The organism is Candidatus Kuenenbacteria bacterium, from assembly GCA_012797775.1.
Lineage (GTDB): Bacteria > Patescibacteriota > Patescibacteriia > UBA2196 > GWA2-42-15 > JAAZMX01.
Genome location: JAAZOM010000017.1, coordinates 16,099 through 39,155 on the forward strand (window position 1 = coordinate 16,099; position 23,057 = coordinate 39,155).

Annotated in this window: 28 protein-coding genes, 3 tRNA genes and 2 pseudogenes; 20 read left to right on the plus strand and 13 right to left on the minus strand. The window is 39.1% G+C overall.

The window, feature by feature from the left end:
• Positions 1-15 precede the first annotated feature (15 nt).
• Positions 16-336: a hypothetical protein gene (locus tag GYA54_02120; GenBank protein NMC51507.1), complete on the plus strand. Its 321-nt coding sequence runs from the start codon at positions 16-18 to the stop codon at positions 334-336.
• A 263-nt stretch (positions 337-599) separates the two neighbouring features.
• Here GYA54_02120 and GYA54_02125 read toward each other — a convergent pair whose 3' ends face one another.
• Together GYA54_02125 and GYA54_02130 are read right to left on the minus strand one after the other, a co-directional pair.
• Positions 600-1,706: a peptide chain release factor 2 gene (locus GYA54_02125; GenBank protein ID NMC51508.1), complete on the minus strand. Its 1,107-nt coding sequence runs from the start codon at positions 1,704-1,706 to the stop codon at positions 600-602.
• On the minus strand, positions 1,706-2,026 hold the full coding sequence (locus GYA54_02130; GenBank protein NMC51509.1) for a hypothetical protein: 321 nt from the start codon (positions 2,024-2,026) through the stop codon (positions 1,706-1,708). The genes GYA54_02125 and GYA54_02130 overlap by 1 nt, the downstream gene beginning before the upstream one ends.
• Before the next feature lie 414 nt (positions 2,027-2,440).
• On the opposite strand from GYA54_02130, the gene nrdR reads away from it, so the two are divergent.
• From nrdR to GYA54_02175, 9 genes are all read left to right on the plus strand, one after another.
• Positions 2,441-2,914 (plus strand): transcriptional repressor NrdR, encoded by a 474-nt coding sequence (nrdR, locus tag GYA54_02135; protein ID NMC51510.1) that lies wholly within the window; start codon positions 2,441-2,443, stop codon positions 2,912-2,914.
• Between the two features lie 21 nt (positions 2,915-2,935).
• Complete coding sequence (locus GYA54_02140) at positions 2,936-5,017, plus strand: ribonucleoside triphosphate reductase (protein ID NMC51511.1); 2,082 nt, start codon at positions 2,936-2,938, stop codon at positions 5,015-5,017.
• Between the two features lie 33 nt (positions 5,018-5,050).
• Positions 5,051-5,206, plus strand: coding sequence for a hypothetical protein (locus GYA54_02145; protein NMC51512.1), 156 nt, complete (start codon positions 5,051-5,053; stop codon positions 5,204-5,206).
• Between the two features lie 109 nt (positions 5,207-5,315).
• Positions 5,316-6,011: an anaerobic ribonucleoside-triphosphate reductase activating protein gene (locus GYA54_02150; protein ID NMC51513.1), complete on the plus strand. Its 696-nt coding sequence runs from the start codon at positions 5,316-5,318 to the stop codon at positions 6,009-6,011.
• 38 nt (positions 6,012-6,049) lie between these two features.
• Positions 6,050-6,364, plus strand: a complete 315-nt coding sequence (locus tag GYA54_02155; protein ID NMC51514.1) for a hypothetical protein — start codon at positions 6,050-6,052, stop codon at positions 6,362-6,364.
• A gap of 24 nt (positions 6,365-6,388) precedes the next feature.
• Positions 6,389-6,580 (plus strand): ferredoxin, encoded by a 192-nt coding sequence (locus GYA54_02160; GenBank protein ID NMC51515.1) that lies wholly within the window; start codon positions 6,389-6,391, stop codon positions 6,578-6,580.
• A gap of 42 nt (positions 6,581-6,622) precedes the next feature.
• Positions 6,623-7,825 carry a cysteine desulfurase gene (locus GYA54_02165; protein ID NMC51516.1) on the plus strand — a complete coding sequence of 401 codons (1,203 nt, stop codon included), beginning with the start codon at positions 6,623-6,625 and terminating at the stop codon, positions 7,823-7,825.
• Positions 7,826-7,829: 4 nt separating this feature from the next.
• Entirely contained in the window at positions 7,830-8,285 is a 456-nt protein-coding gene (locus tag GYA54_02170) for an iron-sulfur cluster assembly scaffold protein (GenBank protein NMC51517.1), read from the plus strand.
• A gap of 117 nt (positions 8,286-8,402) precedes the next feature.
• A complete protein-coding gene (locus tag GYA54_02175) occupies positions 8,403-8,630 on the plus strand; it encodes a NifU family protein (GenBank protein ID NMC51518.1) in 228 nt (75 codons plus the stop codon).
• An 18-nt stretch (positions 8,631-8,648) separates the two neighbouring features.
• Here the strand turns inward: GYA54_02175 and GYA54_02180 are convergent, their stop codons facing one another.
• From GYA54_02180 to GYA54_02200, 5 genes are all read right to left on the minus strand, one after another.
• Positions 8,649-9,122 carry a hypothetical protein gene (locus tag GYA54_02180; GenBank protein NMC51519.1) on the minus strand — a complete coding sequence of 158 codons (474 nt, stop codon included), beginning with the start codon at positions 9,120-9,122 and terminating at the stop codon, positions 8,649-8,651.
• A 1-nt stretch (position 9,123) separates the two neighbouring features.
• A complete protein-coding gene (locus GYA54_02185; GenBank protein NMC51520.1) occupies positions 9,124-9,600 on the minus strand; it encodes a hypothetical protein in 477 nt (158 codons plus the stop codon).
• Between the two features lie 187 nt (positions 9,601-9,787).
• Positions 9,788-9,864: transfer RNA gene (locus GYA54_02190), tRNA-Met, on the minus strand.
• Between the two features lie 57 nt (positions 9,865-9,921).
• Positions 9,922-10,707, minus strand: coding sequence for a hypothetical protein (locus GYA54_02195; protein NMC51521.1), 786 nt, complete (start codon positions 10,705-10,707; stop codon positions 9,922-9,924).
• A 143-nt stretch (positions 10,708-10,850) separates the two neighbouring features.
• Complete coding sequence (locus GYA54_02200; GenBank protein ID NMC51522.1) at positions 10,851-12,917, minus strand: serine protease; 2,067 nt, start codon at positions 12,915-12,917, stop codon at positions 10,851-10,853.
• A 275-nt stretch (positions 12,918-13,192) separates the two neighbouring features.
• Here GYA54_02200 and GYA54_02205 point away from each other — a divergent pair, with 275 nt between their 5' ends.
• From GYA54_02205 to GYA54_02240, 8 genes and pseudogenes are all read left to right on the plus strand, one after another.
• Entirely contained in the window at positions 13,193-14,311 is a 1,119-nt protein-coding gene (locus tag GYA54_02205; GenBank protein NMC51523.1) for a hypothetical protein, read from the plus strand.
• A gap of 144 nt (positions 14,312-14,455) precedes the next feature.
• Positions 14,456-14,701, plus strand: a complete 246-nt coding sequence (locus GYA54_02210; protein NMC51524.1) for a hypothetical protein — start codon at positions 14,456-14,458, stop codon at positions 14,699-14,701.
• A gap of 1 nt (position 14,702) precedes the next feature.
• Complete coding sequence (locus GYA54_02215; GenBank protein ID NMC51525.1) at positions 14,703-14,876, plus strand: hypothetical protein; 174 nt, start codon at positions 14,703-14,705, stop codon at positions 14,874-14,876.
• Positions 14,851-15,072, plus strand: a complete 222-nt coding sequence (locus tag GYA54_02220) for a hypothetical protein (GenBank protein NMC51526.1) — start codon at positions 14,851-14,853, stop codon at positions 15,070-15,072. Before GYA54_02215 ends, GYA54_02220 begins: the two co-directional genes overlap by 26 nt.
• A 53-nt stretch (positions 15,073-15,125) precedes the next feature.
• Positions 15,126-15,446, plus strand: coding sequence for a hypothetical protein (locus tag GYA54_02225; GenBank protein ID NMC51527.1), 321 nt, complete (start codon positions 15,126-15,128; stop codon positions 15,444-15,446).
• 141 nt (positions 15,447-15,587) lie between these two features.
• Complete coding sequence (locus GYA54_02230) at positions 15,588-16,199, plus strand: hypothetical protein (GenBank protein NMC51528.1); 612 nt, start codon at positions 15,588-15,590, stop codon at positions 16,197-16,199.
• 151 nt (positions 16,200-16,350) lie between these two features.
• A pseudogene (locus GYA54_02235) lies at positions 16,351-16,818 on the plus strand (recombinase family protein).
• A gap of 309 nt (positions 16,819-17,127) precedes the next feature.
• Positions 17,128-17,403, plus strand: a pseudogene (locus GYA54_02240) (hypothetical protein).
• Positions 17,404-17,949: 546 nt separating this feature from the next.
• On the opposite strand, the gene GYA54_02245 reads toward GYA54_02240, so the two are convergent.
• From GYA54_02245 to GYA54_02255, 3 genes are all read right to left on the minus strand, one after another.
• Positions 17,950-18,026 (minus strand) — tRNA-Met (locus tag GYA54_02245).
• On the minus strand, positions 18,017-18,265 hold the full coding sequence (locus GYA54_02250) for a GIY-YIG nuclease family protein (GenBank protein NMC51529.1): 249 nt from the start codon (positions 18,263-18,265) through the stop codon (positions 18,017-18,019). Before GYA54_02250 ends, GYA54_02245 begins: the two co-directional genes overlap by 10 nt.
• A gap of 131 nt (positions 18,266-18,396) precedes the next feature.
• Positions 18,397-18,481 (minus strand) — tRNA-Leu (locus GYA54_02255).
• A gap of 118 nt (positions 18,482-18,599) precedes the next feature.
• Here GYA54_02255 and GYA54_02260 point away from each other — a divergent pair.
• Both GYA54_02260 and GYA54_02265 read left to right on the plus strand, forming a co-directional pair.
• Entirely contained in the window at positions 18,600-19,364 is a 765-nt protein-coding gene (locus GYA54_02260) for a ParA family protein (protein ID NMC51530.1), read from the plus strand.
• A gap of 4 nt (positions 19,365-19,368) precedes the next feature.
• Positions 19,369-20,310 carry a ParB/RepB/Spo0J family partition protein gene (locus GYA54_02265; GenBank protein NMC51531.1) on the plus strand — a complete coding sequence of 314 codons (942 nt, stop codon included), beginning with the start codon at positions 19,369-19,371 and terminating at the stop codon, positions 20,308-20,310.
• Here the strand turns inward: GYA54_02265 and GYA54_02270 are convergent.
• From GYA54_02270 to GYA54_02280, 3 genes are all read right to left on the minus strand, one after another.
• Positions 20,307-21,779, minus strand: coding sequence for a bifunctional (p)ppGpp synthetase/guanosine-3',5'-bis(diphosphate) 3'-pyrophosphohydrolase (locus GYA54_02270; protein NMC51532.1), 1,473 nt, complete (start codon positions 21,777-21,779; stop codon positions 20,307-20,309). The genes GYA54_02265 and GYA54_02270 overlap by 4 nt on opposite strands.
• Positions 21,780-21,895: 116 nt before the next feature.
• Complete coding sequence (gene yjjX, locus GYA54_02275) at positions 21,896-22,429, minus strand: inosine/xanthosine triphosphatase (GenBank protein ID NMC51533.1); 534 nt, start codon at positions 22,427-22,429, stop codon at positions 21,896-21,898.
• A 347-nt stretch (positions 22,430-22,776) separates the two neighbouring features.
• Positions 22,777-23,057: DNA topoisomerase I (locus GYA54_02280; protein NMC51534.1), on the minus strand; the 281-nt coding region annotated here is incomplete at its 5' end.

A 23,057-nucleotide genomic window follows, 5' to 3' on the forward strand; every position in this document is an offset into this window, starting at 1 on the left:
ATCTCAGGAGGTATTATGAAAATCAGTAAAGCGCACGGCACCACCCAAGCCGAGGCTATCGCCCAAATTGACCGCTTCCTCGATGGGTTGATGTCGCAGGCTTTTCCCGGCGGCGTCACCATCAAAGATCCGACCAAGCTTTGGCAGGGGAATATCATGTCTTTTTCCTTCCGGGCCAGAAAGGGCCTTTTCGGCACGGTCATTGCTGGGGAGGTGACCGTCGATGATCAAAACGTCACCCTCAACTGTGAAGTACCAGCGCTGGTGACCTCTTTCGTCCCCGAAGAAAAAATCGCCGGGGTTATCAATCGGCAATTTGATCAACTTTTCACCTAAAGGAGGTGCAATGCCAAAATTTATCAAAGCTTTGATTTGGCTGTCAGCATTGGCGGCTGTTATCTCTCTGACCATTGCGCTAGATCTTGCATTCGGAGGGTTTCCGCCATCCGCCAAAGAACATTTGTGGACCAGTCTTGCTTGCAATATTATCTTTGTCCCAACCGTGGCATCACTTGTGCGGTGGATAAAGATAAAAAAATGAGCTGCCAAAGCTCTATTCCCAGGCTTTCTCTTTTTGAGGGGCCTGGTTTTTATTTAAATCATTTTATTTTTCTATTACCCAACTCCGCCTCAATCAATTCCTGCAGATCGCCATCCAGCACTTTCTCTACCTCCTGCGTCTCATAGTCGCTCCGATGGTCTTTGACCATTTTATAAGGGTGAATCACATACGACCGCGCTTGATTGCCCCAAGCCGCCTCATTAAACTCTCCGCGGATTTTCTGGCGTTCTTCTTCCAGTTCAGTTTGGTAGTATTGGTATAGTTTGGAGCGCAGGATCTTCATGGCTGTTTCCTTGTTTTGTAGTTGCGAGCGCTCATTTTGGCAAGTGACTGTGATACCAGTAGGTAGATGTTTGATTCTCACGGCCGAATCAGTCGTATTAACGCTTTGCCCGCCATGACCGGACGAGCGAAAAACATCCACGCGCAGATCTTCGCTTTTAATGGGCATTTCCTGATCACTCAATTCTTCAATTTCCGGCAAGACCTCAACCAAAGCAAAGGATGTGTGGCGCATCTTCTCCGCGTCAAAAGGTGAGATCCGGACCAAGCGGTGCACGCCGGCCTCAGCCTTGAGATAGCCATAGGCATATTCGCCCGCAAATTCTATAGTGGCTGATTTTATCCCGGCTTCTTGACCGCCAGATTTGTCTACAATAGCTGCTTTGAAACCTCGCTTTTCCGCGTAGCGCAAGTACATCCGCATAAGCATCTCTGCCCAATCCTGGGCGTCGGTGCCGCCCGCGCCAGCATGAATTGACACAATGGCATTATTTCTGTCATATTGGCCGTCCATTACTGTTATAAATTTTAATTTGGCAAACCGCTCTTTCAAGTTGGCTATTTGTTCGGACAAATCTTTGGCCATAGAATCATCGCCCTCTTTTTCTCCAGTCTCAGCCAAAACCATGACTTCCCCAGCCGTTTTTGCTATTTGTTCCCACTCTAATATTTCTTTTTCTAGACCAGCCGCTTCTTTGGCTGTCGCACTGGCCTTTCTATTGTCAGCCCAAAAATCAGGTGCACTCATCAGCGCCCTCAATTCTTCCAATTTTTGCTGTTTATTTTCCAACTGCGCCAAGGGCTTTGTTTTTTCTAATTCTGATAGTATGTTTCGCACCCCCTCTATTATTTCTTTCATAATTATTTCTGCTTAAATTGGTCAAGCAGCTCATTTATAGAGTTCACGTCCAGCCCATCAACATTCTGAGTATTGCCCAAGAGCTCCTGATAGGGGGCCAGATAGTTCTGTATTAATGGCGGCAAATAAATAGCCGCCAAAACCAAAGGCGCCACAATCAAAATCAAGTAAATAAAGCTAATCACCCGGCCAGCCAGTATATATTTCTTGGTTTTTTTGGTTTGTTCCCGGATCTCCATGAGGATCTCTTGATTTTCCAAGAGGATTTTTTTGATTTCCTCATTGTTTGTTGGAGTCTGATTGCCCAAAGATAGATTTTCCATATTTTTTGGTTAATTTATATATTTTTATTATATAACAACCCTTTCCATCTGGCTATTAAATAATAAAAATAATTTTTTGTACAGAGCTGGTGCTCACCTTGTTAATTTTTTGAAAAATTTTTTCAAAAAAGTGGATAACTATATCTTCTCATGTTAATAAAAATGGTTTATAATAAAAACTAAGAAAATCACAAGATTTTTTGAAAAAATATTTTCCGCCGTAGGTTGACAAAGCTATATATTGTGCTATAATTAATAATAGGAATACAATATATAGTTTTTTATTTTCTCTTCATCAATTAGCTCTTTTCTGGATTATTAGCCAATTTTCATTTTAAGAGACACTTTTTATTAGGTGTTTTTATTTGTCCCCAAGAATTGCTCCCCTTAGCTCTTTATCAGCCCAATAAAACTATGTTTTGTCCAGTTTGCAACCACAAAGATACTAGCGTTGTTGATTCCCGGCTCTCGGGTAGTGGTCTTTGTGTCCGCCGCCGCCGCCTGTGCGCCAAATGTGGCTTTCGCTTCTCTACCACCGAGGAAATGCAGATTCTAGAACTAACTGTGGTCAAGCGGGATGGCCGTCGCGAGGCCTATAGCCGCGAAAAATTAGAAAGAGGCATAAATCATTCTCTGGAAAAACGTTCTTATACCAAAGATGAATTTAATCTCCTTATAAATAAAATAGAAAGAGACATTCAAAAGAGGGCCCTGCGCAACGAAATCACCACCAAAGATATTGGAGAATTAGTTATGAAACACTTAGAGAGGTTTGACAAGGTCGCCTATATCCGATTTGCTTCTGTTTATCGCCAATTTACCGATGTGGCCAGTTTTCAGAAAGAACTCAAGCGTATCAAGGCCCCCAAAAAGTCCATTAAAAAATAATAACAGTTGATTTTTAACCCCATGCTAAACAAAAATCAAGTCAAACAGATCAAAAAAAGAGATGGTCGCATCATGGCCTTTGACAAAAAGAAAGTTGCCAGCGCTATTTTCAAAGCCCTGCGCTCTGTCGGTCAGGAAGATGAAAAATTGGCCGACAAACTGGCCAAAGAAGTCGCTAAAGTCCTGGATAAAGAGTACGATGGCAAGATCATCCCAACGGTTGAGCAAATTCAAGACATTGTTGAAAGAGTTCTTATCAAAGAAAACCTAGCCGAGGCCGCCAAGTCTTATATTCTTTACCGTGAACAACACGCCAAAATTAGAGACTTAAACAAATTTATTAACTCCGATGACTTGATTGACCAGTATTTAGACAAGCTTGATTGGCGCGTCAAGGAAAACAGCAACATGGCCTATTCCCTTCAAGGGCTGAATAATCATGTAGCCTCTACTGTCTCTGCTCATTATTGGCTCAACTCTATTTACTCCCCGGAAATCCGCCAGGCCCACATGGAAGCGGATTTGCATCTTCATGATCTCCAGCTTTTGGCGGCTTATTGCTGCGGCTGGGACCTGCGCGATCTTTTGATCCATGGTTTTACCGGTGTCGAGGGCAAGGTCCAGAGCAAGCCACCCAAACACTTCCGGAGCGCCCTTGGCATGATAGTCAATTTTCTCTATACACTACAGGGTGAGGCCAATGGTGCTCAAGCCTTTTCCAACTTCGATACCTATTTAGCTCCTTTTATCCGCTACGACAAACTTGATTACCATGCAGTCAAGCAGGCCATGCAGGAATTCATGTTCAACATGAACATTCCTACGCGCGTAGGCTTTCAGACGCCCTTTACCAATATTACCATGGATTTAAAACCCTCTGGTGCTTTGGCCGATGATTTTGTAATTATTGGCGGCGAGGTTACCACCGACAAATACAAAGATTTTCAGCCGGAGATGGATATGATTAATAAAGCTTTTGCTGAGGTCTGTCTCGAGGGGGACGCCAAGGGCCGGGTTTTTACTTTTCCTATCCCGACCTACAACATTACCAAAGATTTAGACTGGGAAAATCCAGTTTTGGAAAAAGTCTGGGAGATGACTGCCAAGTATGGTATTCCTTACTTTTCCAACTTTGTGAATTCTGACATGAGCCCCGACGATGCTCGCTCTATGTGTTGTCGCCTGCGTCTCGACAACCGCGAGCTCAAAAAAAGAGGCGGTGGTCTATTTGGTGCCAACCCCCTGACTGGCAGTATCGGCGTGGTCACCATCAATCTGCCCCGTATTGGTTATCTGGCCAAAACCAAAGAAGAATATTTCGCCCGTCTAGATCGCCTCATGGACATCGCCCGCGAATCACTGGAAACAAAAAGAGAAGTTATTGAAAAATTTACCAACATGGGTCTTTATCCTTATTCTCGTTTTTATCTCGGCAAAATCAAAGAACAGTTTGGTGAATATTGGAAAAACCATTTCAATACTATTGGCGTTTTGGGTATGAATGAGTCCCTCCTCAATTTTTTGGGCAAAAGCATTATTGATGAAGAGGGACACAATTTTGCGAAGGAGGTCATGGACCATATGCGCGAAAGATTAATGACCTTCCAGACAGAGACCGGCCATCTTTACAATCTAGAAGCCACTCCGGGTGAAGGCACCACTTATCGTTTTGCCAAAGCAGATAAAAAAAGATATGCTGACATCATCGTAGCCAACGAGAAATCCTTTGAAGAGAAACATTCCGCTCCCTATTATACCAATTCCACTCAACTGCCCGTCAGTTTTAGTAATGATATTTTTGAAGCCCTAGATCTTCAGGATGACTTGCAAACCAAATATACTGGTGGCACAGTTTTGCATGGTTTTATCGGCGAAAAGATGCCCTCAGTCAAAGCCACGAGAGACCTAGTCAAAAAGATTGCCGAAAATTATCATTTGCCGTATTATACTATTACACCGACATTCAGTGTCTGTCCTATCCATGGTTATATCGCCGGCGAACACCAATTTTGTCCCCGCTGTGATGAAGAAATTGGCTACACCGATACTGCTCCGGTCAATGAGGATATTTCTGCCGAACAGGCCAAACTTTTTGAAAATTAATTTTTGAAAATATTACAAATTAAAAACAAAAATATGGAAGCCAACACCACCCAAAGAACGCCATGCGAAATTTATTCCCGGGTAGTCGGTTATCTGCGCCCAGTCAAGCAATGGAATGAAGGCAAGCAATCAGAATTTGCCGATCGCCAGACCTTTGACAAGCAGGTTTGCGACCAGTGCGGAGAATAATTTTATTGGGGAAAAAAGAAAAATTCTTCTCTGCTTTTCGTTCGTCCTGGCAGGGAAGAATTTTTTAAATCAATAAGTTTTAGATTTTACCTTTTGCTTTTAATATTTTATGCTCATTGGCGGCCTACAAAAAACTTCTCTCCTTGATTATCCAGACAAGGTTGCAGCCATCATCTTCACTGCCGGCTGTAATTTTCGCTGTGGCTTTTGTTATAATTCTCATCTCGTCACCAAAATTGATAATAAAAAATTACTTCCAGAAAAAGAAATCTTTGATTTTTTATCTTCCAGAAAAAACAAACTAGACGCTGTAGTTATCACCGGCGGTGAGCCCACCCTGCACAATGATTTGCCAGAATTTATCAAAAAAATAAAAGAGCTGGGATTATTAATAAAGCTGGACACCAATGGCACCAACCCCAATATGCTCAAAAAACTTATTAATGAGAAGCTGGTTGATTATATTGCCATGGACATCAAAGCTCCTTTGCCAAAATACAACAAAGTTGTTAATGTAAAAGTATCGCCAGCCAGTATCAAAAAAAGCATCAAGTTGATCATGGAAAGTGGCCTGCCCTATGAGTTTCGCTCTACTATTTTGCCAGGACTCCATAGCGCAAACGATCTTATTGAGATGAGCCAGCTCATTTTCGGTGCCGAGAAATATTTTTTACAGAAATTTATTGCCGCCGACAGTTTAAATGATCAGGATTTTAGAAAATTTGAAAGCTTTACTGACAAACAAATGAAAGAGCTGGCGAAATTAATTTCCCTCAATGTTAAATTTTGCGAGTTCCGTAGCTAAAATAAAATTTAATAATTTTAATAACTAAGGAAAAACATATGGCCCACACAACCTATGCTTATAAAAATATGTCTGAATCAGAAAAATCTTTTTTGGAAAATTATTTGTCAAAAAAAACAGATCGATTGGAAACACTCATGAAAAGATTTAGCTCTGGCGACTGTCGGCTAGAAGTGCGTGCTGAAAAATTTGCCACCAAAGCAGCTTATAAGATAGAAATGATGCTTCACCTGCCGGGCCACACCCTTTTGGCCAAAGAAGATGACCATACCGTGATTGAGGCCACCGACTTTGCGCTGGACAAGCTCATCATCCAATTGCGCAAATTGGTCGATAAAAAAAATAATAAATAGTTATTTAATTTATTCAAAAAATATATGCCCACTATTACTGTTGATAAAAATAAATGTATTGGTTGTGGCTCTTGCGTCGCTATGTACCCGGAATTATTTAAACTCAATTCCGACGGCAAAAGTGAAGTTCTCTCCAGCGATTATGCCGCTCACCACTATAAAAAAGAAGAGATTGAGGCCATTTGTCCCTCCGGGGCTATTTCCATCAAGGAATAATAGGTTTTAACGGTTTTGATTTTTACATTTTGATTTTTTGCTATTTTTATGATTTATCTCGACCACGCCTCTACCACCCCACTAAACAAAGAAGTGGCCAAAGCCATGGCCGATTTTGGCGTTAAAAAATTTGGCAATCCCTCCTCTCTTTATAGATTGGGACGAGAGGCCGCCCAAGCCATTGGTGCCGCTCGCACCAGCATTGCCAAAATTCTTGATTGTGAACCCAGCGAAATTATCTTTACTTCTGGCGGCACGGAGTCAGACAATCTGGCTATTTTTGGAGTAGCCAACCAGTTCTTGGGTAATGCCAAAAACTATCACCTAATTACCACCAACATCGAACACTCAGCCGTACTCAATAGCTTTAAAGCTCTGGAGAAGAGAGGATTTAGTGTGACTTATCTACCAGTTGATAAATATGGTCTGGTCAACCAGAGAGATATTATGAAATCTCTCCGCCCCAACACCATCCTTGTCAGTGTCATGTACGCCAACAATGAAATTGGCACTATTGAGCCCATTGCCGAAATCGCCCACGTCATCAAAAATTACCGCCACATTCAACGGGTTGACACAGTCTCCAAAGAGCCTCGCTTCCCCATATTTCATACGGATGCTTGCCAGGCAGCCGGCTATTTAGATTTAAGCATAGAAAATTTGGGCGTTGATCTCATGACGCTAAATGGCTCCAAGATTTATGGCCCCAAACAGACGGGCATCTTGTATAAAAATAAAAATATCAAATTAGATCCTATATTATACGGCGGTGACCAAGAATATGGACTACGTCCGGGCACAGAAAATGTCCCTGGTATTATTGGCTTTGCCAAAGCGCTTGATTTGGCCCAAAAATCAAAAAAGAAAGAGGTTACCCGTCTTAATAAGTTGCGAGACTATTTTATAATGGAGGTTCTAAAAATCAAGAATACAGCTCTTAATGGCCACCCCACCCTGCGCTTGCCCAACAATGTCAATATTTCTTTTTTGGGAGTAGAGGGTGAGTCGGTTATGTTAAAATTAGACAGCCTGGGTATTTATATTTCTACTGGCTCAGCCTGCCACAGCCTGAGCCTTGAACCGTCTCATGTTATCACGGCTCTCGGCCACGAGGCCGAACATGCTCATGGTTCTATTCGTTTTACTTTTGGTTCTAGCACCACCAAAAAAGACCTTGATTATGTTTTAAGGGTTTTACCAAAAATTATCAAAGATCTGCGTGGTATGTCAGCAGTAAAATATTAATTTTATGAAGAACAAAACAACCTCAAAAAAAGATGTTTTAGGGCAAGATCAGAAATCCTCATGGCTTTATTCCAATGTCGTTAAGGAACACTTTTTCCGTCCAAAAAATGTCCAGCTCAAAGACCCCCACAAAGGAGAATTCAATGGCGTGGGCACAGTTGGTTCCCCGGCTTGTGGCGATGTCATGACTATTTGGATCAAAGTCAATCCCAAAACCGAGCGCATCAAAAAATGTACTTGGCGCACCTTTGGTTGTGCTTCGGCCATTGCTTCTACCTCTATGTTGTCCGTCATGGTGACTCGCCGTGGTGGCATGAAATTGGTTGAAGCTCAAAAGCTGACCCCCAAAGATATTCTTAAAGAGCTTGGCGGACTACCACCAAGAAAAATTCATTGTTCTGTTTTGGGTGATCAGGCGCTAAGAGCGGCGATACAGAATTATGAAGGAAATAAATTATAGTTTATCCCGAATCCCGCCTAGACGGTCATTGGCTATAATTAGCATAACATTAAATAGAAACGGGATCCTTCGCCCCGCAAACTCAATGCGGGGCTCAGGATAAATTTGATAAAAAATATGAAAGATATTAAATCACAAATTAATAAAATTCTCGACGAAGTCCGCCCCTCCCTCCAGATGCACGGCGGCGACGTCGAATTAGAGTCAGTCAAAGATTGTATCGTGGAATTAAAAATCAAGGGTGCTTGCCATGGTTGTGCTATGGCGGATATGACCTTTGGTGAGGGTATTGGTGAAATAATCAAACAAAAAATACCCGCCGTAAAAGAGGTTAGGTATAAATAAAGGGGTTATTTTAATTATTTACAACAGAATAAAACCGGCCACGAAAATAACCAAAAAGACAATTTGTATAGAATTGGAGACAAAATTTGAAACAAAAGATTTTTTATAAAAAAGTGTGTGGATCATTGTGTGTTTTTCTCTAAACCAAACCGCTAGGCGGTTTTTTGTTTTTATCAATATTCCAAAAACCCATATTAGGTCTGGCAACAATCCGCCGAGTATTCCAGTGATTACCGATGGTTTCGTTACGCCAAGCTGATTTTTGTCTAGAAGAGCAATTATTATCGCCAAAAGCAAAACATCTAGCAACCCAACCAACATAAACTTTTCTTTCTCTTGTCCCGCTTTCATCCATTTTTTCAATTCTACATTATCATGGGGGACCATATCCAGTATAAAATGTATAATAAAAGAAACAATGAAAGACCAAGCAGGATTGGTTATTTGTTTGCCGATGACCATGCCGGCTACACCGTGTACGACTAAATACATATTAAATATTTAATGAAGCAATCAAAATTATCAAAGTCACCGCCTGGATCACGGCTGTATATTTTAGTGGCAGATAGATCGGTTTGAAAAAAAGAGCGTGAATTTTTTCATGCCAGAATTTGAATTTTTCCAGGGCTCGGTTTTTGATTTTGAATAATTCGGTCAGCCCCCAGATATAATCTGGCAGAATTCCGCCCAAAAGCCCCGCAATCATCGGGTAGCTCAAATATATTCCCGAACCCTCCTGCATTATCAGGACTAGTATTATCAGGCTCCACAGATCAAGAATCGCCTCTAGCGCGACTTTTTTGACAAACTTATCCGTGCCATTGTTTTCCCAGTCTCTAGCTTCTTTACTATCATGTGGTATAGCATCCAGAATAAAATGAGAAAAAAAGCCCAAAATAAAAGCCAAGAGCGGACTACCCACCCTTGACCCAATCATTATACCTGCGGCTCCATGGACGATTTGGTACATAAAATAAAAACTCAAAACTCAGACAACAAAACTAAAGATAGGAAAATATTATCTGGGTTTTGTTAATTGAGTTTTGTGTTTTCAAAAATAGCGGGGGAGGGTCTCGAACCCTCGACCTCGGCGTTAGTTTTGATATGCCGGTGACATATCAAAACGCCGCGCTCTAACCGGCTGTTCAATAATATTCTGGTAGCGGGGGAGGGTCTCGAACCCTCGACCTCGGCGTTATGAGTGCCGCGCTCTAACCGGCTGAGCTACCCCGCCATATTTTTCTTAGGTTGTTTATAATATACAGAAAAAAAGTGTCCAAGTCAAGATTTTTTAATCAAAAACCAAATAAGCTTTTTGTCCATTTAAAATATTATTTTCATCCCAGTCATGAACCGCCTCGAATAAATTTGCTTCCGTATAGCGAAAACCCTCACCCTTTCTCGTACCCGGGTCATTGGTGATAAAGCCACTCTCATCATAACCTTTGATTACGAGCATATGATAAATCGGACCGCCATTTTTGAAGTTTGGGTTATCCAAAATTTTCCCTGCCGCCCCCACAATCACCGGCCTGCCCGCTCGCAATTCCTCTTTTATTTTTTCTATATTAATATCTGTTTCCACTCGGCCGTTACTTAGTCCATAGTATGATTTAGCCAGATTACTCAATTCAGTCAAAGTTATACTTAAACTAAAACCATTTTCCTCCTCATATTTTACGAGCGCTTGGATCTCCTCTTCACCTGTTTCTTTAGTGATTGTTTTTTTGCCATCCAAAAAATATTTGAGCATAATCAAACTCGCTTCTTCGCAAGCATCCTCATGCAAAGGGTCCCAATTGGCGAAAGGTGCCTGGCTCAAAAAGGGGACAGCAATTAAAGCCTTTTTGGCCAGTAATTCTTCCGCCGGCAAATCTTCGACCATTCCGCCATTCTCCTCTTCGGCTATTTCCGCCGCCGGTAGCACTTTTTCTGGTTCTATTTGCTCTACTGCCTTTATCGCCGGCTTCTCTACTAGAGCATTATTTATCTCTGGCTGGTTGATTGTCCTCGGCCAGCCAAAAAACAAACCTAGACCGATGATTATTAAAATTAAAAATATTACCTTATTTCTCATACTATCAACATAGCACAATGTTGGGATATTCAAAAATCCGCCTCTTATGAGTCGGATTTTTGGTTGAGTATAGTGGATGATGTTAGAACTGCAATGAAAGAAGACTTTTATATACCAAATACAAAAAATGTTTTAATAACTAATTAAAGGCTACCGCCCACTATTTTATTTAAATCATTATTAGTTATACCAAGAGAAAGGCTCTCAAATAAATCCATGAGATTACTCCATGTGGCCTCCCAGCGCTTGCCTGCAAAATCTACATACCAAATACGTCCCTTGTCCTCTACTTGAAGAAGTAACCTACCTTTAAGTCTATCCCCGATTGTTGAATGCCAATTATCGTCGTTGGTTGGAATTTTATCTAAATCAGAGTTGGAAATACCAAGTGATAATTTTTGAAATAATGGCATAGCGTTAGCAAATGTTATTTCATACCTTTTACCTTCAAAATCTACATACCAAATACGTCCCTTGTCCTCTACCTGGAGAAGTAGTCTGCCCTTTAGGCGGCTAGCGACATCATTATAACTACCATTAGGAGTATTATTATAGTTAATTTTTAGTTCAGAATTGTCACCAGATGTAATTTTTTGGGTAAGGCTACTTACAAATTTAATTTTTAATAGTTGGTGGTTATTCGAAAAATAGTCCGTTTTGTTTTGGCTAAATGGTTTTAAATAAAACATATCTCCATCGCCATAACTCCACTTTGCTAACCCGTCCTTACCATAAATTGCCCCGCTACATCTATCCAACCCACACGCCTCATCCCATTTTTTTACGAGGTAATAAACCCCATTAGTAGAATAGCCATAATCTGGTTTTATATATAATACCTTTTGGTTCGTATATATTTCATATTTACTATAAAATTTATTCCAAAAATCAAAGTTATTATAGCTAATATCAGCTATTTTTTTCTTATTTATGTCAAAAATTTCTAATCCTTTTATATCCTTAAAATCTTCTTTCTCGTAAACATATTCGAAATTAATTAGCTGATTTGATACATTGTTGTTTATATCTACCGCTTGTAATATGAAGTAATATCTACCCTCATTTTTAATTTGGATTATTTCTGGTAATACTACCTTTGTCGAGCCATTTAAGTAGCTATAATAAGAAGCATCTTCTGGCTTTTTTACTAATTCATTACTTGATATAAATTTACCATATATCTTTGGGTCTGCATTGGGATTTTGGCCAAAATAATAATAATATCCCTTTATTACGCCGCTATTGTCATTTATACATTCTTTAAAATTACAACCCTCGTACCAAAAAAATTTTACTCGACCCCACGGTTCAATTTGTGATGTTTTGCTATTGACATCCCAATATCTCCAAGCCACTTCCTTTTCCTGGTTTTCTTGATAACCATAATACCCCAAACCGAATTCCTCTAGAAACGGTGGAGTGACATCATTTTGGATATTAGAAATTTGTTTTTCTATCTTCGGCTCTTGCTTGGGCAACTCATTGTTATAATATTGCCCCATAATCCCAGATAGCCAGTTTTTTATACTGTCAATAGAAAGAATATAACTCATAGAGCTTAAAGAGCCAACCACAACCATTGTTGGTATGCCCAAAAATTGCCCATTTGGGCTGTATGATGAGCCTCCAGAGTTTCCATGCTCTAGTGATACTGTTGTTTTTATATAGTTTTGAGTTCCATTAATTTTGCTGCCAAAGCCGCTAAAATCTCCCGAGGTGTAAGTTATAGTGGCACCACCTATACTTGGAAATCCTATGGCTTCGATTTTGTCTCCAAACTTTAAGGCATTGGCACTTGAACTCCAAATGTTTACATATGGGTAGACCTTTTTTTGTTTGTTGCTTATATATAAAATAGCCGCATCCATGTCCTCGGATGTTGTATAATATTTAACCTCGGCCGCATTGACCTCCCCATCCGTTTTAAAAATTGGTTCCTGGTTTATTGACTGAATAAAGCCAATTGCGCATGCTTTTATTATTTCACCATATTCATCGGTTACGACGTGCTTATTTGTCAATATAATCCCCTTGGGGTCAATTATCGTACCAGAACCGCTGTACCAATTTCCATAACTATCTGGGCACAATATTTGCACCGTTGAGTTAAGCTGGTTTTGAGTTATAGCCAATGCATCATTACTTAATAATGATGATGGTACAAGAGTAGCAAGGACAATAAGAGTAATAAATATTTTTTTCATATTCATATTTTTTTAATTATTATATTCATTGTTTTAAAAAACAAAAAGCTCCTCGCCAGCGATAGCTTAGTGCCTACCCAAGCCTCTTTCGAGGCATGACCATGCAAGGTACTGAACGAGGAGTTCTTTACCTTGCATGGATTTCAACGCCATGCTCAAGTGAGTTTAGGCATTAAATTGTTATACTTTTAGATTAACCTAAAAATTTTTAAAAATCAATACTAATTTGAAAAATTACCGCAAAAATGCTATTTTAACCATAAATGATGATTAAAATTACTATGAAAATAGAAGAAATATTAGATAGTCATTTAAATAATATTGAAAACTGCGATAAAAGTGGTTTTGATTTTTTATTAGCCATAGCTGATTATGCAAAATTTATCTCAGAAAATGAAGTAACTAAGAGAATAATAGAGCTCAAAATACTAAAAGAGAGAGATGAAATTGTTGAGGATATAAAAAGAAACAATGAACAGATTATATTAATACTTAAAAAAACAAAGGATAAGATAGAGAAAATAATTGGTGATAAAAGATTAAAAGATAATAAAATAATTGAGTTATTGAAAAAATTTGATAGATTGCTTCAAAATGAAGAGCGGCCAGGAACATATGGAAAAACTATGACGCTTTACGACACACTGCTTGACACCTGTATATCCATTGATAATTTAAGTAGAAACCTTATTCCCGCTGACATTTTTAAAAAAAATAAAAAAGATGATGGCGATAAATTTGTATTTGACGACAAGACAGAAAACCTTATTAAAAAAAATAATGACCTTAAGAACAAGCTCAGTAAAAAAAGAAAAACGGAGGTGTGGGGTTCATACGAAAAAATATATTCTATACATAAAAATATAAACAACGAAGAAGATGTACCTGACATATACAATATAAACGGGTGGTGGCAAACTATATATGTGAATGAGATAGATAAAGCCAAAAAACAAGGGATAGGAAGAAATAGCTTCTTTGATAGAGAGAACTATTTATACCTTGCAAAGCGAGTAAACAATGAAATTAAAAAACAGCTTATTTCTCCCCAAAATAAAAGCTTTATCAGGGGTGATGATACAATTAACAAAATTACTTTGTGTAAAATTGGCTCTGACTTAATGGTTGCAGTAAATGATGATTTTAAAAACTATATAGAAGTTAACCTGCAAAATAATGAGAGTTGGGGCAACTTTTACAAAATTGCGTTTGGAGAAGAGGTAAAACATAAAAAATCTATTATAGATTATTTTAATTCTAATAAAAAAAATAAACTATATTCGAAAACAGGTTTGCCCCCTCAGAAAATACTCAGAAGAAAAAATGACATGATTGAGTTCAATATAGAAAAAGAGATTATTATGGAAAAAGCTTTTAAGCTAAGGCTGAAAAAAGATTAAACAAAGCTTAAAAAGTGGATAAATTGAAAAGCCGTTTAAATACGGTCTTTTTTTGTTCTTAATTTTTTATTTTTAAGCTTTGTTCAAGCATTGCTGTTAAGAGAAAATGTAATTGCACTGATTAGAAATTATTATAAATAATATATGTATTTAAATGAAAATGATTTCTTCCGACACCAGGATATTTGCCTGATTGCTACACTTTGTTCTTATGGGTATGCTGTCGACGCCATTGACAAGCAGAACCCTAAAAAGGTCGTTTTTATAGTGAAAAGAGATGAAAAAATTGATGAGATAACCCAGCAATACTGGACTAATGAGCTTTTGGTTGAGCCTAAAGCCTTTTTTAATTATCTCAAAGAGCTAAAAACAAGAATTTATAACGGATAATATGCTTTCCTCTGAAGAACTAAAAGAATTTCAGAAGCTCTGGAAAGTCAGTTTTAACGAAGAAATTAGCCGAGAATTTGCCCTAGAACAAGCTAGCAGCCTTTTAGTTCTTGTGAGAAACATATACAAACCAATAACAAAAGAAAATTATGAGAAGTTTAGAAAGAAGATTTAATCATATTAAAAATAGTCAGCCATTTTGGTCTGATTATCAGTGTTTTTGCCGGGCTATAGCAAAGCAGAAATTTGGGGAGCAAACCATCCATCGCTGGTTTAATAAATTAGTGGATAAAAACGAATATTCACCCAGAGATAAGAGGTGCATAATTGCTCATCTGGAGAAGCTAAACAAAAGCGCTGAGGGCAACTAAAAACAAGTCCAAATAGGCTCTCTAGCGAGAGTAGATTACCAGTTGATACAAATATGACCATGAAGATAAATATTGATGAACTAGAGTTTAATTTTAAGTTTAAAAATGATGATAATATGCCTGCTACAATGACCCTTGTTATTGGCCAGTTTGAGGTCAGAGGATTTAAGGTGGTCGCTACTCATTATGAAAGTAATAAAAATAAATTTAAACTCTATCCCCCATCTAAAAGCATGGGGAATGATAAGTGGTTCCATCTCTTCTTTACTCCAGATAAAAATGAATGGGGAAAAATAGAGCAGAGAGCTCTAGAGAAATTCAATGAGGGAAGGCTCGATAGCACAGAGGTAAGTGTAGATGATGTGCCATTATAGTTATATATAACTATATAGGACTATATAGTTATGGTCCTATAATGTGATATTAATATACTGTTATAAAAAACTATATAGTTATTTCTATTTTTTAAATAATTTCAAAAGGATTAAAACTTTAATGATTTCGGCTACTATAATATGGCTAGAAGAATTGCAGAACAATCCCAAGCATTTAGTATATTCTGGCTAAAAAAATATGGATATTTAAACAAAGATTACAGTTTGCAATCAGGGGGGATTACATGGACACATAACTTTAGCGGGGACAAAAACGGTATCAATTTTTACGTATATAGAGATGATTGGGGGACAGAGCACGAAGATGTCTATATTAAATTAAAGTATATTCATACTGATTATTGGTCGGGGGAAAAAAATGACATTGAATTAAAGGTGCCCCTTGCAAAAACCCATTGTTATTTTGGCGGCGTTAGATATTGGTTTAAATGCCCACTATATAAAAAAGGGATTTATTGTGGCCGTAGGGTTGGAGTGCTTTACGGGACGGGCAAATATTTTGGTTGCCGCTATTGTGCAAACATAGCTTATCAAGCCCAGTTCGAAGGGGGCAAGTACCGGGTGGGTTCGGTTTGCGAAACAGATGTAGAAAGGGCTTATAATAAGGTTAAAAGAATATTTTATAATGGCAAACCCACAAAGAGATATCTTCAATACTTAAAGGTGAGAAACAGGTCTAATGCGGGTTGGATTAAAATGGCTAATAAGTTTGATTATTTGGCGAAAAGGTGATAGAATAAAAATGTTGACCCACTATTAATAAATACCAGAGGTTTTATTATTTTCGCCCCCCGAAATGGGCGGTCTGCCGACGAAAATTACCTTTGGTAATTATAGTTGGGTCAACCAGACCGCCCTTTTTGTTTATTAAAATTAAAATTATATGAATGATGCAGAAAGAAAGAACATTAAATATTTCCTTTATGCACGCAAGTCTTCTGAGAGTGAGGATAGGCAAATCCAGTCAATTGATGACCAGGTTGAGAGAATGAAAAGAATTGCTAGCGATTATCGCTTAACTATTATAAAAACTTATACTGAGGCCAAATCAGCAAAACAGCCAAAAAATAGGCCGATATTCAAGGAGATGATGGAGAGGATAGAGGCCGGTGACGCCAATGGTATATTATGCTGGAATATCAACAGATTAAGCAGAAATCCCATTGACAGTGCCGAAGTCGGGTGGTTACTGCAAAATGGAATTATAAAATCTATACAAACAATTGATAAAGAATTTTTGCCAGAAGATAATGTTTTGCTTTTTAATATTGAAACTGGCAATGCCAATCAATATATTATTGATTTACGCAAAACTACGATGAGAGGAAGACAAAGGAAGCTAGAAAGAGGGTGGCTCCCAAACTTCGCTCCACTGGGTTATATAAATGATAGAAATGAAATGGGAGAAAAAATAATTATTAAGGATATAGATAGGTTTGATATGATAAGAAGAATGTGGGAAATGTTGCTTAGTGGTAATTATACTCCACCAAAAATTTTAAAAATTTCAAATGAAAAATGGGGTCTAAAAACAAAAAGAGGGAGAAAAATTGGGGGCAAGCCATTATCGAGAAGTGGAATATATAGAATTTTCACTAACCCTTTTTATGCTGGGTTACTCAGTTATGGTGGGCGGGAGTATGAAGGCAAACACGAACCCATGGTAACCTTAGAAGAGTTTGATAGAGCGCAGGTGATAATGGGGAGGAAGGGAAAACCCAGACCCAAAAAACTAGATTTTGCTTATACTGGTTATATTCGTTGTGGTGAGTGTGGCTGTTTAATAACAGCTACTGAAAAATTTAAACATATAAAATGCACTGGTGAGGTAAAAAGATACGTTTATTATTTTTGTACTCGCAAGAAAAAAGACTTTAATTGTTCACAAAGAAAAAATATACGGGAAGAAGACCTAGAACAGCAAATAGATGAAGAACTAGGAAAGTACACCATACTTCCAGAGTTCAGAGACTGGGCGTTAGAATATTTGAGCAAGCATAACAGCAAAGAGATTGATGAGAGGCGGAAGATTTACGAGAACCAGCACAAAACACTAACGTCAACACAGAATGAGCTTGATGAACTTACAAAAATGAGATATAAAAAGTTAATTGATGACGAAACTTATTTAAAAGAGAAGGGTGATTTACAAAACAAAATTACTAGAATAAAGAATGATTTAAGAGAAACGGAAACTCGCACTGAACGATGGTTAGAACTAACAGAAAAAACTTTTGAGTTTGTAACATATGCTAGAGCGGCTTTTTCGGTTGGCAACTTACAGGCAAAAAAAGAGATATTGCGAGCCATAGGTCAGAACCCAACACTTAAAAATGGGATATTGGAAATTAGCCCAAATAAATGGCTAAAGACAATTAGTGAAAATTATCCTAAATTAGAAAAAGAATATAAAAGGTTGGAACCAGAGAAAGGCCTTGTAAATACAACTAAAAAAGAGGCTTTCGCCTCTCTTCGTTCACATTGGTTGCGGGGGTGGGATTTGAACCCACGACCTCGAGGTTATGGGCCTCGCGAGCTGCCAGGCTGCTCTACCCCGCGTTATTGATTATCTTTTTAAATGCATCACCACCCTTCATCTTTTTTAAAACCTTTTCTCTTTTTATCGACTCCGTTTTACTCTCAAAATTTTCTTGATAAACAAGTTTCCAATTTTTATATTTGCTAGTCCATCTTGATCTTCCAGTATTATGTTGTATTAGCCGTCTTGCAATATCATTAGTTGAGCCAATATAATATTTGCCCTCATCACATTGTATCACATAAACAACATGCGACATATGTTATTTTGTTATAGGCCTCGTCCCGCGGCCGCGGGACTCTACCCCGCGTTATTGATTTAGATAATTAAAAAAGGTTTTCCAACCTTCTTTGCTATTATACAGGAATTTTTATTATCTAGCAAATATTCTGGTGCCGAAGGAGAGAATCGAACTCTCATGGATTTCTCCACACGATTTTGAGTCGTGCGCGTCTACCAATTCCGCCACTTCGGCATTTCTTCAATTATTTTTATTCTAATGAAAGAGTTGAATATTGTCAACACTTCCCAATCTTTCAAAAACATATTATTCTGATATAATTAAATCAAGCGATTTACCGCTTATCTATTTTATGGCACGCGTTATCTCTATTGTTAATCAAAAAGGCGGGGTAGGCAAAACTACCACCTCGGTCAATCTGGCCGCTTATCTTGCCCATCTGGGCAAGTTAGTTTTATTAGTGGACCTTGACCCGCAGGGCAATGCCTCATCAGGTCTGGGTATTGATTTTAAAAATATCAATAATGGTCTTTATGAAGTATTGGTTGGCCCCTACAGTATCGCTGATATTATTCACCCCACTACCCACGAGAATCTACACCTTGCTCCGGCCAATCAAAATCTCGCCGCTGCTAATATTGAGCTCGTCTCCCATGACGACAGAGAATTCAAACTTCACAGCAACATAAAAGATATTCGTTCACGTTATGATTATATTATTATTGACTCGCCGCCCTCACTTGGCATTCTGACCATCAATGGTCTCGTGGCCGCTGATGAAATCCTTATTCCAGTACAGTGTGAATATTACGCTCTAGAAGGTTTGAGTCAGCTTTTGAATACCATTAATCTGGTCAAAGAAAACATCAAACCGGAATTAAAAATTCTTGGGGCTATCATGACCATGTATGATGATAAACACAAGCTAACTCAGGAAATTTTTGATGAGCTTTATCGCTATTTCCCCAACCGTATTTTTAGGACCGTTATCCCGAGAAATATCCGCCTAGCCGAAGCTCCATCTTTTGGGCGCTCTATTCTCCATTACGACCGTAAATCTACCGGCGCCAAAGCTTATGAGAAATTAGCCAAAGAAATAATAATGTTAGAAAATTAAAAATATGTCTTTTCCAGATCAAAATCCTTTTACCAACAATAATTCTTCCCGTCCGCTTGGCCGCGGTCTGTCTTCCCTTATCCCCAAAAAGGATCATTCCTTGGGCGATAATTCCAGCCGTCGTGGCCCTGTCAGCCCAGCTAGCTACTTCCCCAAATCAAATTCCGGTGTCTCCAATCAAATCATCCACGTTCCTCCATCTCTGATCCAGATAAACCCTTATCAGCCCCGTAAGGAATTTTTGCCGCACGCTTTGGAAAGCCTCAAAAATTCTATTCGCGAACACGGCATTATTCAGCCGCTCGTTGTCACCCAGACTATGGGTGGCAAATATGAATTAGTAGCTGGCGAAAGGCGCCTCCGTGCCGCCAAGGAATTAAATCTAAAAACCGTACCAGCCATTGTGCGCACGGCCAAGGATTTGGAAAAATTGGAGTTGTCTTTGATTGAAAATATCCAGCGCGAAGATTTAAACCCCATTGAAAAAGCAGAAGCCTACAAGCAACTGATTGATGATTTCAATCTCACCCAAGAGGAAGCAGCCAAGAGGTTGGGTATCGCTAGGAGTACCCTTAATAATAGTTTGCGCTTATTGAATCTGCCGGTTGATATCCAGACCGCCCTATCCTCTGGCAAAATCTCTGAAAGCCAGGCCAAGTTGATACTTGGCGTTGGTGAGGAGGAACAAAAGAAAATATTCCATCGGGCAAAAGAGGGCAACCTGACAGTAAAAGAAGTGGAAAGAGAGGTAAAAAAAGTAAAGGTTAAATCTTATTTGCGTTCAACAAAAAAAGATTCCCAGCTTGTTTACTGGGAAAATAAATTATCGAGTGCCCTTGGCACCAAGGTCTCTATCCACATGCGGGGCCAAAGCGGGGGAGCTATAGAAATAGAGTTTTACTCCGAGGAAGAGCTCCAAAATATAATTGAGAATATTACTTCTTAGTTGCCAAAAAATTTGAAAATAGCCGACAAGCCCTCACCTTTTTTCAGGGCTTGTTTTATTTTTTCTTTTGCTAGATTGGTCTGCGCCTCGTTTAGCCACTCTTCAGCTGGTTTGACCCTTTTTTTATCTACCGTGATTTCTACCATATCTCCGCTTTTGAGGGGCGTAATCAAGGTTTCCATTTTTCCATTTATCTTGGCCGCCGTAGCATGATCACCGATATAAGTATGGATATGATAAGCAAAATCAATCGGTATGGCCCCCTCTGGCAGATCGATCACATCACCCTTGGGTGTAAAAACAAAAATTCGACTTTTGAAAAAATCAATTTTTAGTTTATCTAGATATTCTTCTGGTTTGTGTGTTTCTTCCCCTGGTTTTAAAAGGCTTTTTATCCACTTCAATTTTTCTGGATCAACTGGGATTTTTGTTCTACGGCCGGATTTTTCTTTAAATGTCCAGTGCGCGGCTATACCCCACTCAGCCTCCGCCTCCATATCTTTGGTGCGGATTTGGAACTCCACGATTTTATTATCATAATAAACAGTCGTATGCAGTGAGCGGTAACCATTTGGTTTTGGCTGAGCAATGTAGTCTTTAACTCTCCCCGTCATCGGTTTGCAGATAGAATGAATAATCCCGAGTGCCCGGTAGCACTCATCAGTCGTATTGACGATAATCCTGACCGCCACCAGATCATATATGCGATCTATGTCCATGTCCTTGCGCAGGAGCTTTTGATAAAGCGAATAATAACGTTTGGCCCGGCCATAAATATTAAATTCCTCCAAGCCCGACTCTCTTAGTTCGGATTTAAATTTTTTGATTATTGTTTCAGCGTCTCTTTGTCTCTCCGCATATTGTCTTTTTGAGACAGCTATCACCCACTTGTATTCTTCGGGATAAACATAAGGGAAAGCCAAATCCTCCATCTCATTTTGCAATTCATTCATGCCCAGTCGATTGGCTATTGGCGCGTATATTTCCAATGTTTCTTTGGCTATTCTCTGTTGTTTTACCGGCCGAAGAGAGTAAAGGGTTTTAAGATTGTGGATTCTATCCGCAAATTTTATAAATACCACTCTGACATCCTCGGCCATAGCCACAAACATCTTGCGCAGATTCTCAGCATACCTTTCCAGGCCGCGATATTTAATAGTCCCGAGCTTGGTAATCCCCGCCACCAGATCCGCCACCTCAGAGCCAAAGTCTTTTTTTATTTCTTCCAAAGTATGACTAGTTTCTTCTGGCACATCATGAAGCAACCCAGCAATTATTGTTGGCATGTCAATGTCCATTTCTGCCAGCTTGTAAGCTGTTTCCAGTGGGTGTTGGATATAGTCTTCTCCGCTGGCTCTTTTTTGACCGGCATGTGCTTTCTCCGCCACCTCATAAGCCAACTGTATCATAGTCAGATCAATATCAGGGTGTTTTGATTTTATGACTTCCAATATTCTCTCAATAGTCATAGCTTAGAGCTAAAATTAAAAATAAATGATTTTCTAGGTGGTTGACAGAACCATATAAATATTAAAATCCACCTTTGGCACCAAGCAGTCTTTTTGGGCGCCCAGTCTAAAATAAATTAGTATAATTCCTTGTTCTCCAAATGTATCAGGGCTGTTATTATCGCTTGGGCAGTTAGGCTCTTTCTGTCCCAGCGTCCCTTTGTCAAAATCCCGATCATCCCTTCCTCGTTGCCCACCTTGGACTTTTCCGTTAGCCCCATAATTTTTGCCGCCTGGCTGATTTCCGCTTCGCCATTTATAGCCATGCTGGTTATTTTTTTTGGGTATTCAAACATTGCTGAAGTGCCCAAATGAAACTCTTTGCCATCATAAATAGCACAGACAGTCAGATCCATATAGCCAGTTTTCGTTTCCGGGATAGGGATGAGTCCAGATTCTAAACCAAAACTATATTCGCAGTCAACAAAAGCATTTTGGGCTCTATTTTTGGCGCCAGCGATGGTTTCCTCGAGTCCGATTGGTTGCTCTTTTACTCGTGAATCAGCGGCCATGCCCTCTACTTGTGAACTTTCAAACAGAGCATAGTTTTTTATTGTGTCTTCGACCGCTTTCACCTTTGCTGGATTTTTTGAACCGACTTTTATCTTCATATATCTTTATCTTACGATTTTTTGGGTCAAAAGGCAATTCATATTGATTTTTGCCTACAAGGGTTGACAAAAATTAATTTTGTGTTAATATACAATCTCCCACCAAAAAGCCGGAATGCACTCACATTGCTGTGTGTATCTCCGGCTGTCTCCTCACGAGGCGAGGGTTCAGCTGGTCACCCGACCGGCTGGACCCGACCCTTTTTAAGGGGTCAAAAAAACAATAATAAATGAAAAATCCACTCTATTTTTTTGAGTCGGCCTTTATCAAGACCCATTCAGAAAAAGAGTGGATTTTTTATTACCAAAATTTCCCTAACTGCCTACCAAGCTACACCCTCAACTTCCTACTCACAATCATTATTTGAACACTTCTCTTCATTATTCCCGGCGTTTATCATTAGGCTCCCGCACTTGGGGCACTTATTGCCCGAGGGCCTGGCCCACAAGGCGAATTTACATTTTGGGTATTGGTCGCAGGCATAAAAAGTTTTTCTGGATTTGGTTTTTTTAGCCACTATTTTTCCCTTGCCACAATTAGGACAAGCAATACCCGTGTCTTGGTCTAGCGGTTTGGTATTTTTACACTTGGGAAAAGCGCTGCAGGCCAAAAATTTACCAAAACGAC

Coding starts and splice junctions, on each gene's coding strand:
- GYA54_02140 (NMC51511.1), top strand. CDS start 2,936: ATGCTAAACAAAAATCAAGTCAAACAGATCAAAAAAAGAGATGGTCGC.
- GYA54_02265 (NMC51531.1), top strand. CDS start 19,369: ATGTCTTTTCCAGATCAAAATCCTTTTACCAACAATAATTCTTCCCGT.
- GYA54_02270 (NMC51532.1), bottom strand. CDS start 21,779: ATGACTATTGAGAGAATATTGGAAGTCATAAAATCAAAACACCCTGAT.
- nrdR (NMC51510.1), top strand. CDS start 2,441: ATGTTTTGTCCAGTTTGCAACCACAAAGATACTAGCGTTGTTGATTCC.
- GYA54_02210 (NMC51524.1), top strand. CDS start 14,456: ATGTATTTAAATGAAAATGATTTCTTCCGACACCAGGATATTTGCCTG.
- GYA54_02215 (NMC51525.1), top strand. CDS start 14,703: ATGCTTTCCTCTGAAGAACTAAAAGAATTTCAGAAGCTCTGGAAAGTC.
- GYA54_02155 (NMC51514.1), top strand. CDS start 6,050: ATGGCCCACACAACCTATGCTTATAAAAATATGTCTGAATCAGAAAAA.
- GYA54_02145 (NMC51512.1), top strand. CDS start 5,051: ATGGAAGCCAACACCACCCAAAGAACGCCATGCGAAATTTATTCCCGG.
- GYA54_02225 (NMC51527.1), top strand. CDS start 15,126: ATGACCATGAAGATAAATATTGATGAACTAGAGTTTAATTTTAAGTTT.
- GYA54_02195 (NMC51521.1), bottom strand. CDS start 10,707: ATGAGAAATAAGGTAATATTTTTAATTTTAATAATCATCGGTCTAGGT.
- yjjX (NMC51533.1), bottom strand. CDS start 22,429: ATGAAGATAAAAGTCGGTTCAAAAAATCCAGCAAAGGTGAAAGCGGTC.
- GYA54_02230 (NMC51528.1), top strand. CDS start 15,588: ATGGCTAGAAGAATTGCAGAACAATCCCAAGCATTTAGTATATTCTGG.
- GYA54_02150 (NMC51513.1), top strand. CDS start 5,316: ATGCTCATTGGCGGCCTACAAAAAACTTCTCTCCTTGATTATCCAGAC.
- GYA54_02220 (NMC51526.1), top strand. CDS start 14,851: ATGAGAAGTTTAGAAAGAAGATTTAATCATATTAAAAATAGTCAGCCA.
- GYA54_02170 (NMC51517.1), top strand. CDS start 7,830: ATGAAGAACAAAACAACCTCAAAAAAAGATGTTTTAGGGCAAGATCAG.
- GYA54_02175 (NMC51518.1), top strand. CDS start 8,403: ATGAAAGATATTAAATCACAAATTAATAAAATTCTCGACGAAGTCCGC.
- GYA54_02130 (NMC51509.1), bottom strand. CDS start 2,026: ATGGAAAATCTATCTTTGGGCAATCAGACTCCAACAAACAATGAGGAA.
- GYA54_02200 (NMC51522.1), bottom strand. CDS start 12,917: ATGAATATGAAAAAAATATTTATTACTCTTATTGTCCTTGCTACTCTT.
- GYA54_02250 (NMC51529.1), bottom strand. CDS start 18,265: ATGTCGCATGTTGTTTATGTGATACAATGTGATGAGGGCAAATATTAT.
- GYA54_02180 (NMC51519.1), bottom strand. CDS start 9,122: ATGTATTTAGTCGTACACGGTGTAGCCGGCATGGTCATCGGCAAACAA.
- GYA54_02260 (NMC51530.1), top strand. CDS start 18,600: ATGGCACGCGTTATCTCTATTGTTAATCAAAAAGGCGGGGTAGGCAAA.
- GYA54_02185 (NMC51520.1), bottom strand. CDS start 9,600: ATGTACCAAATCGTCCATGGAGCCGCAGGTATAATGATTGGGTCAAGG.
- GYA54_02160 (NMC51515.1), top strand. CDS start 6,389: ATGCCCACTATTACTGTTGATAAAAATAAATGTATTGGTTGTGGCTCT.
- GYA54_02120 (NMC51507.1), top strand. CDS start 16: ATGAAAATCAGTAAAGCGCACGGCACCACCCAAGCCGAGGCTATCGCC.
- GYA54_02205 (NMC51523.1), top strand. CDS start 13,193: ATGAAAATAGAAGAAATATTAGATAGTCATTTAAATAATATTGAAAAC.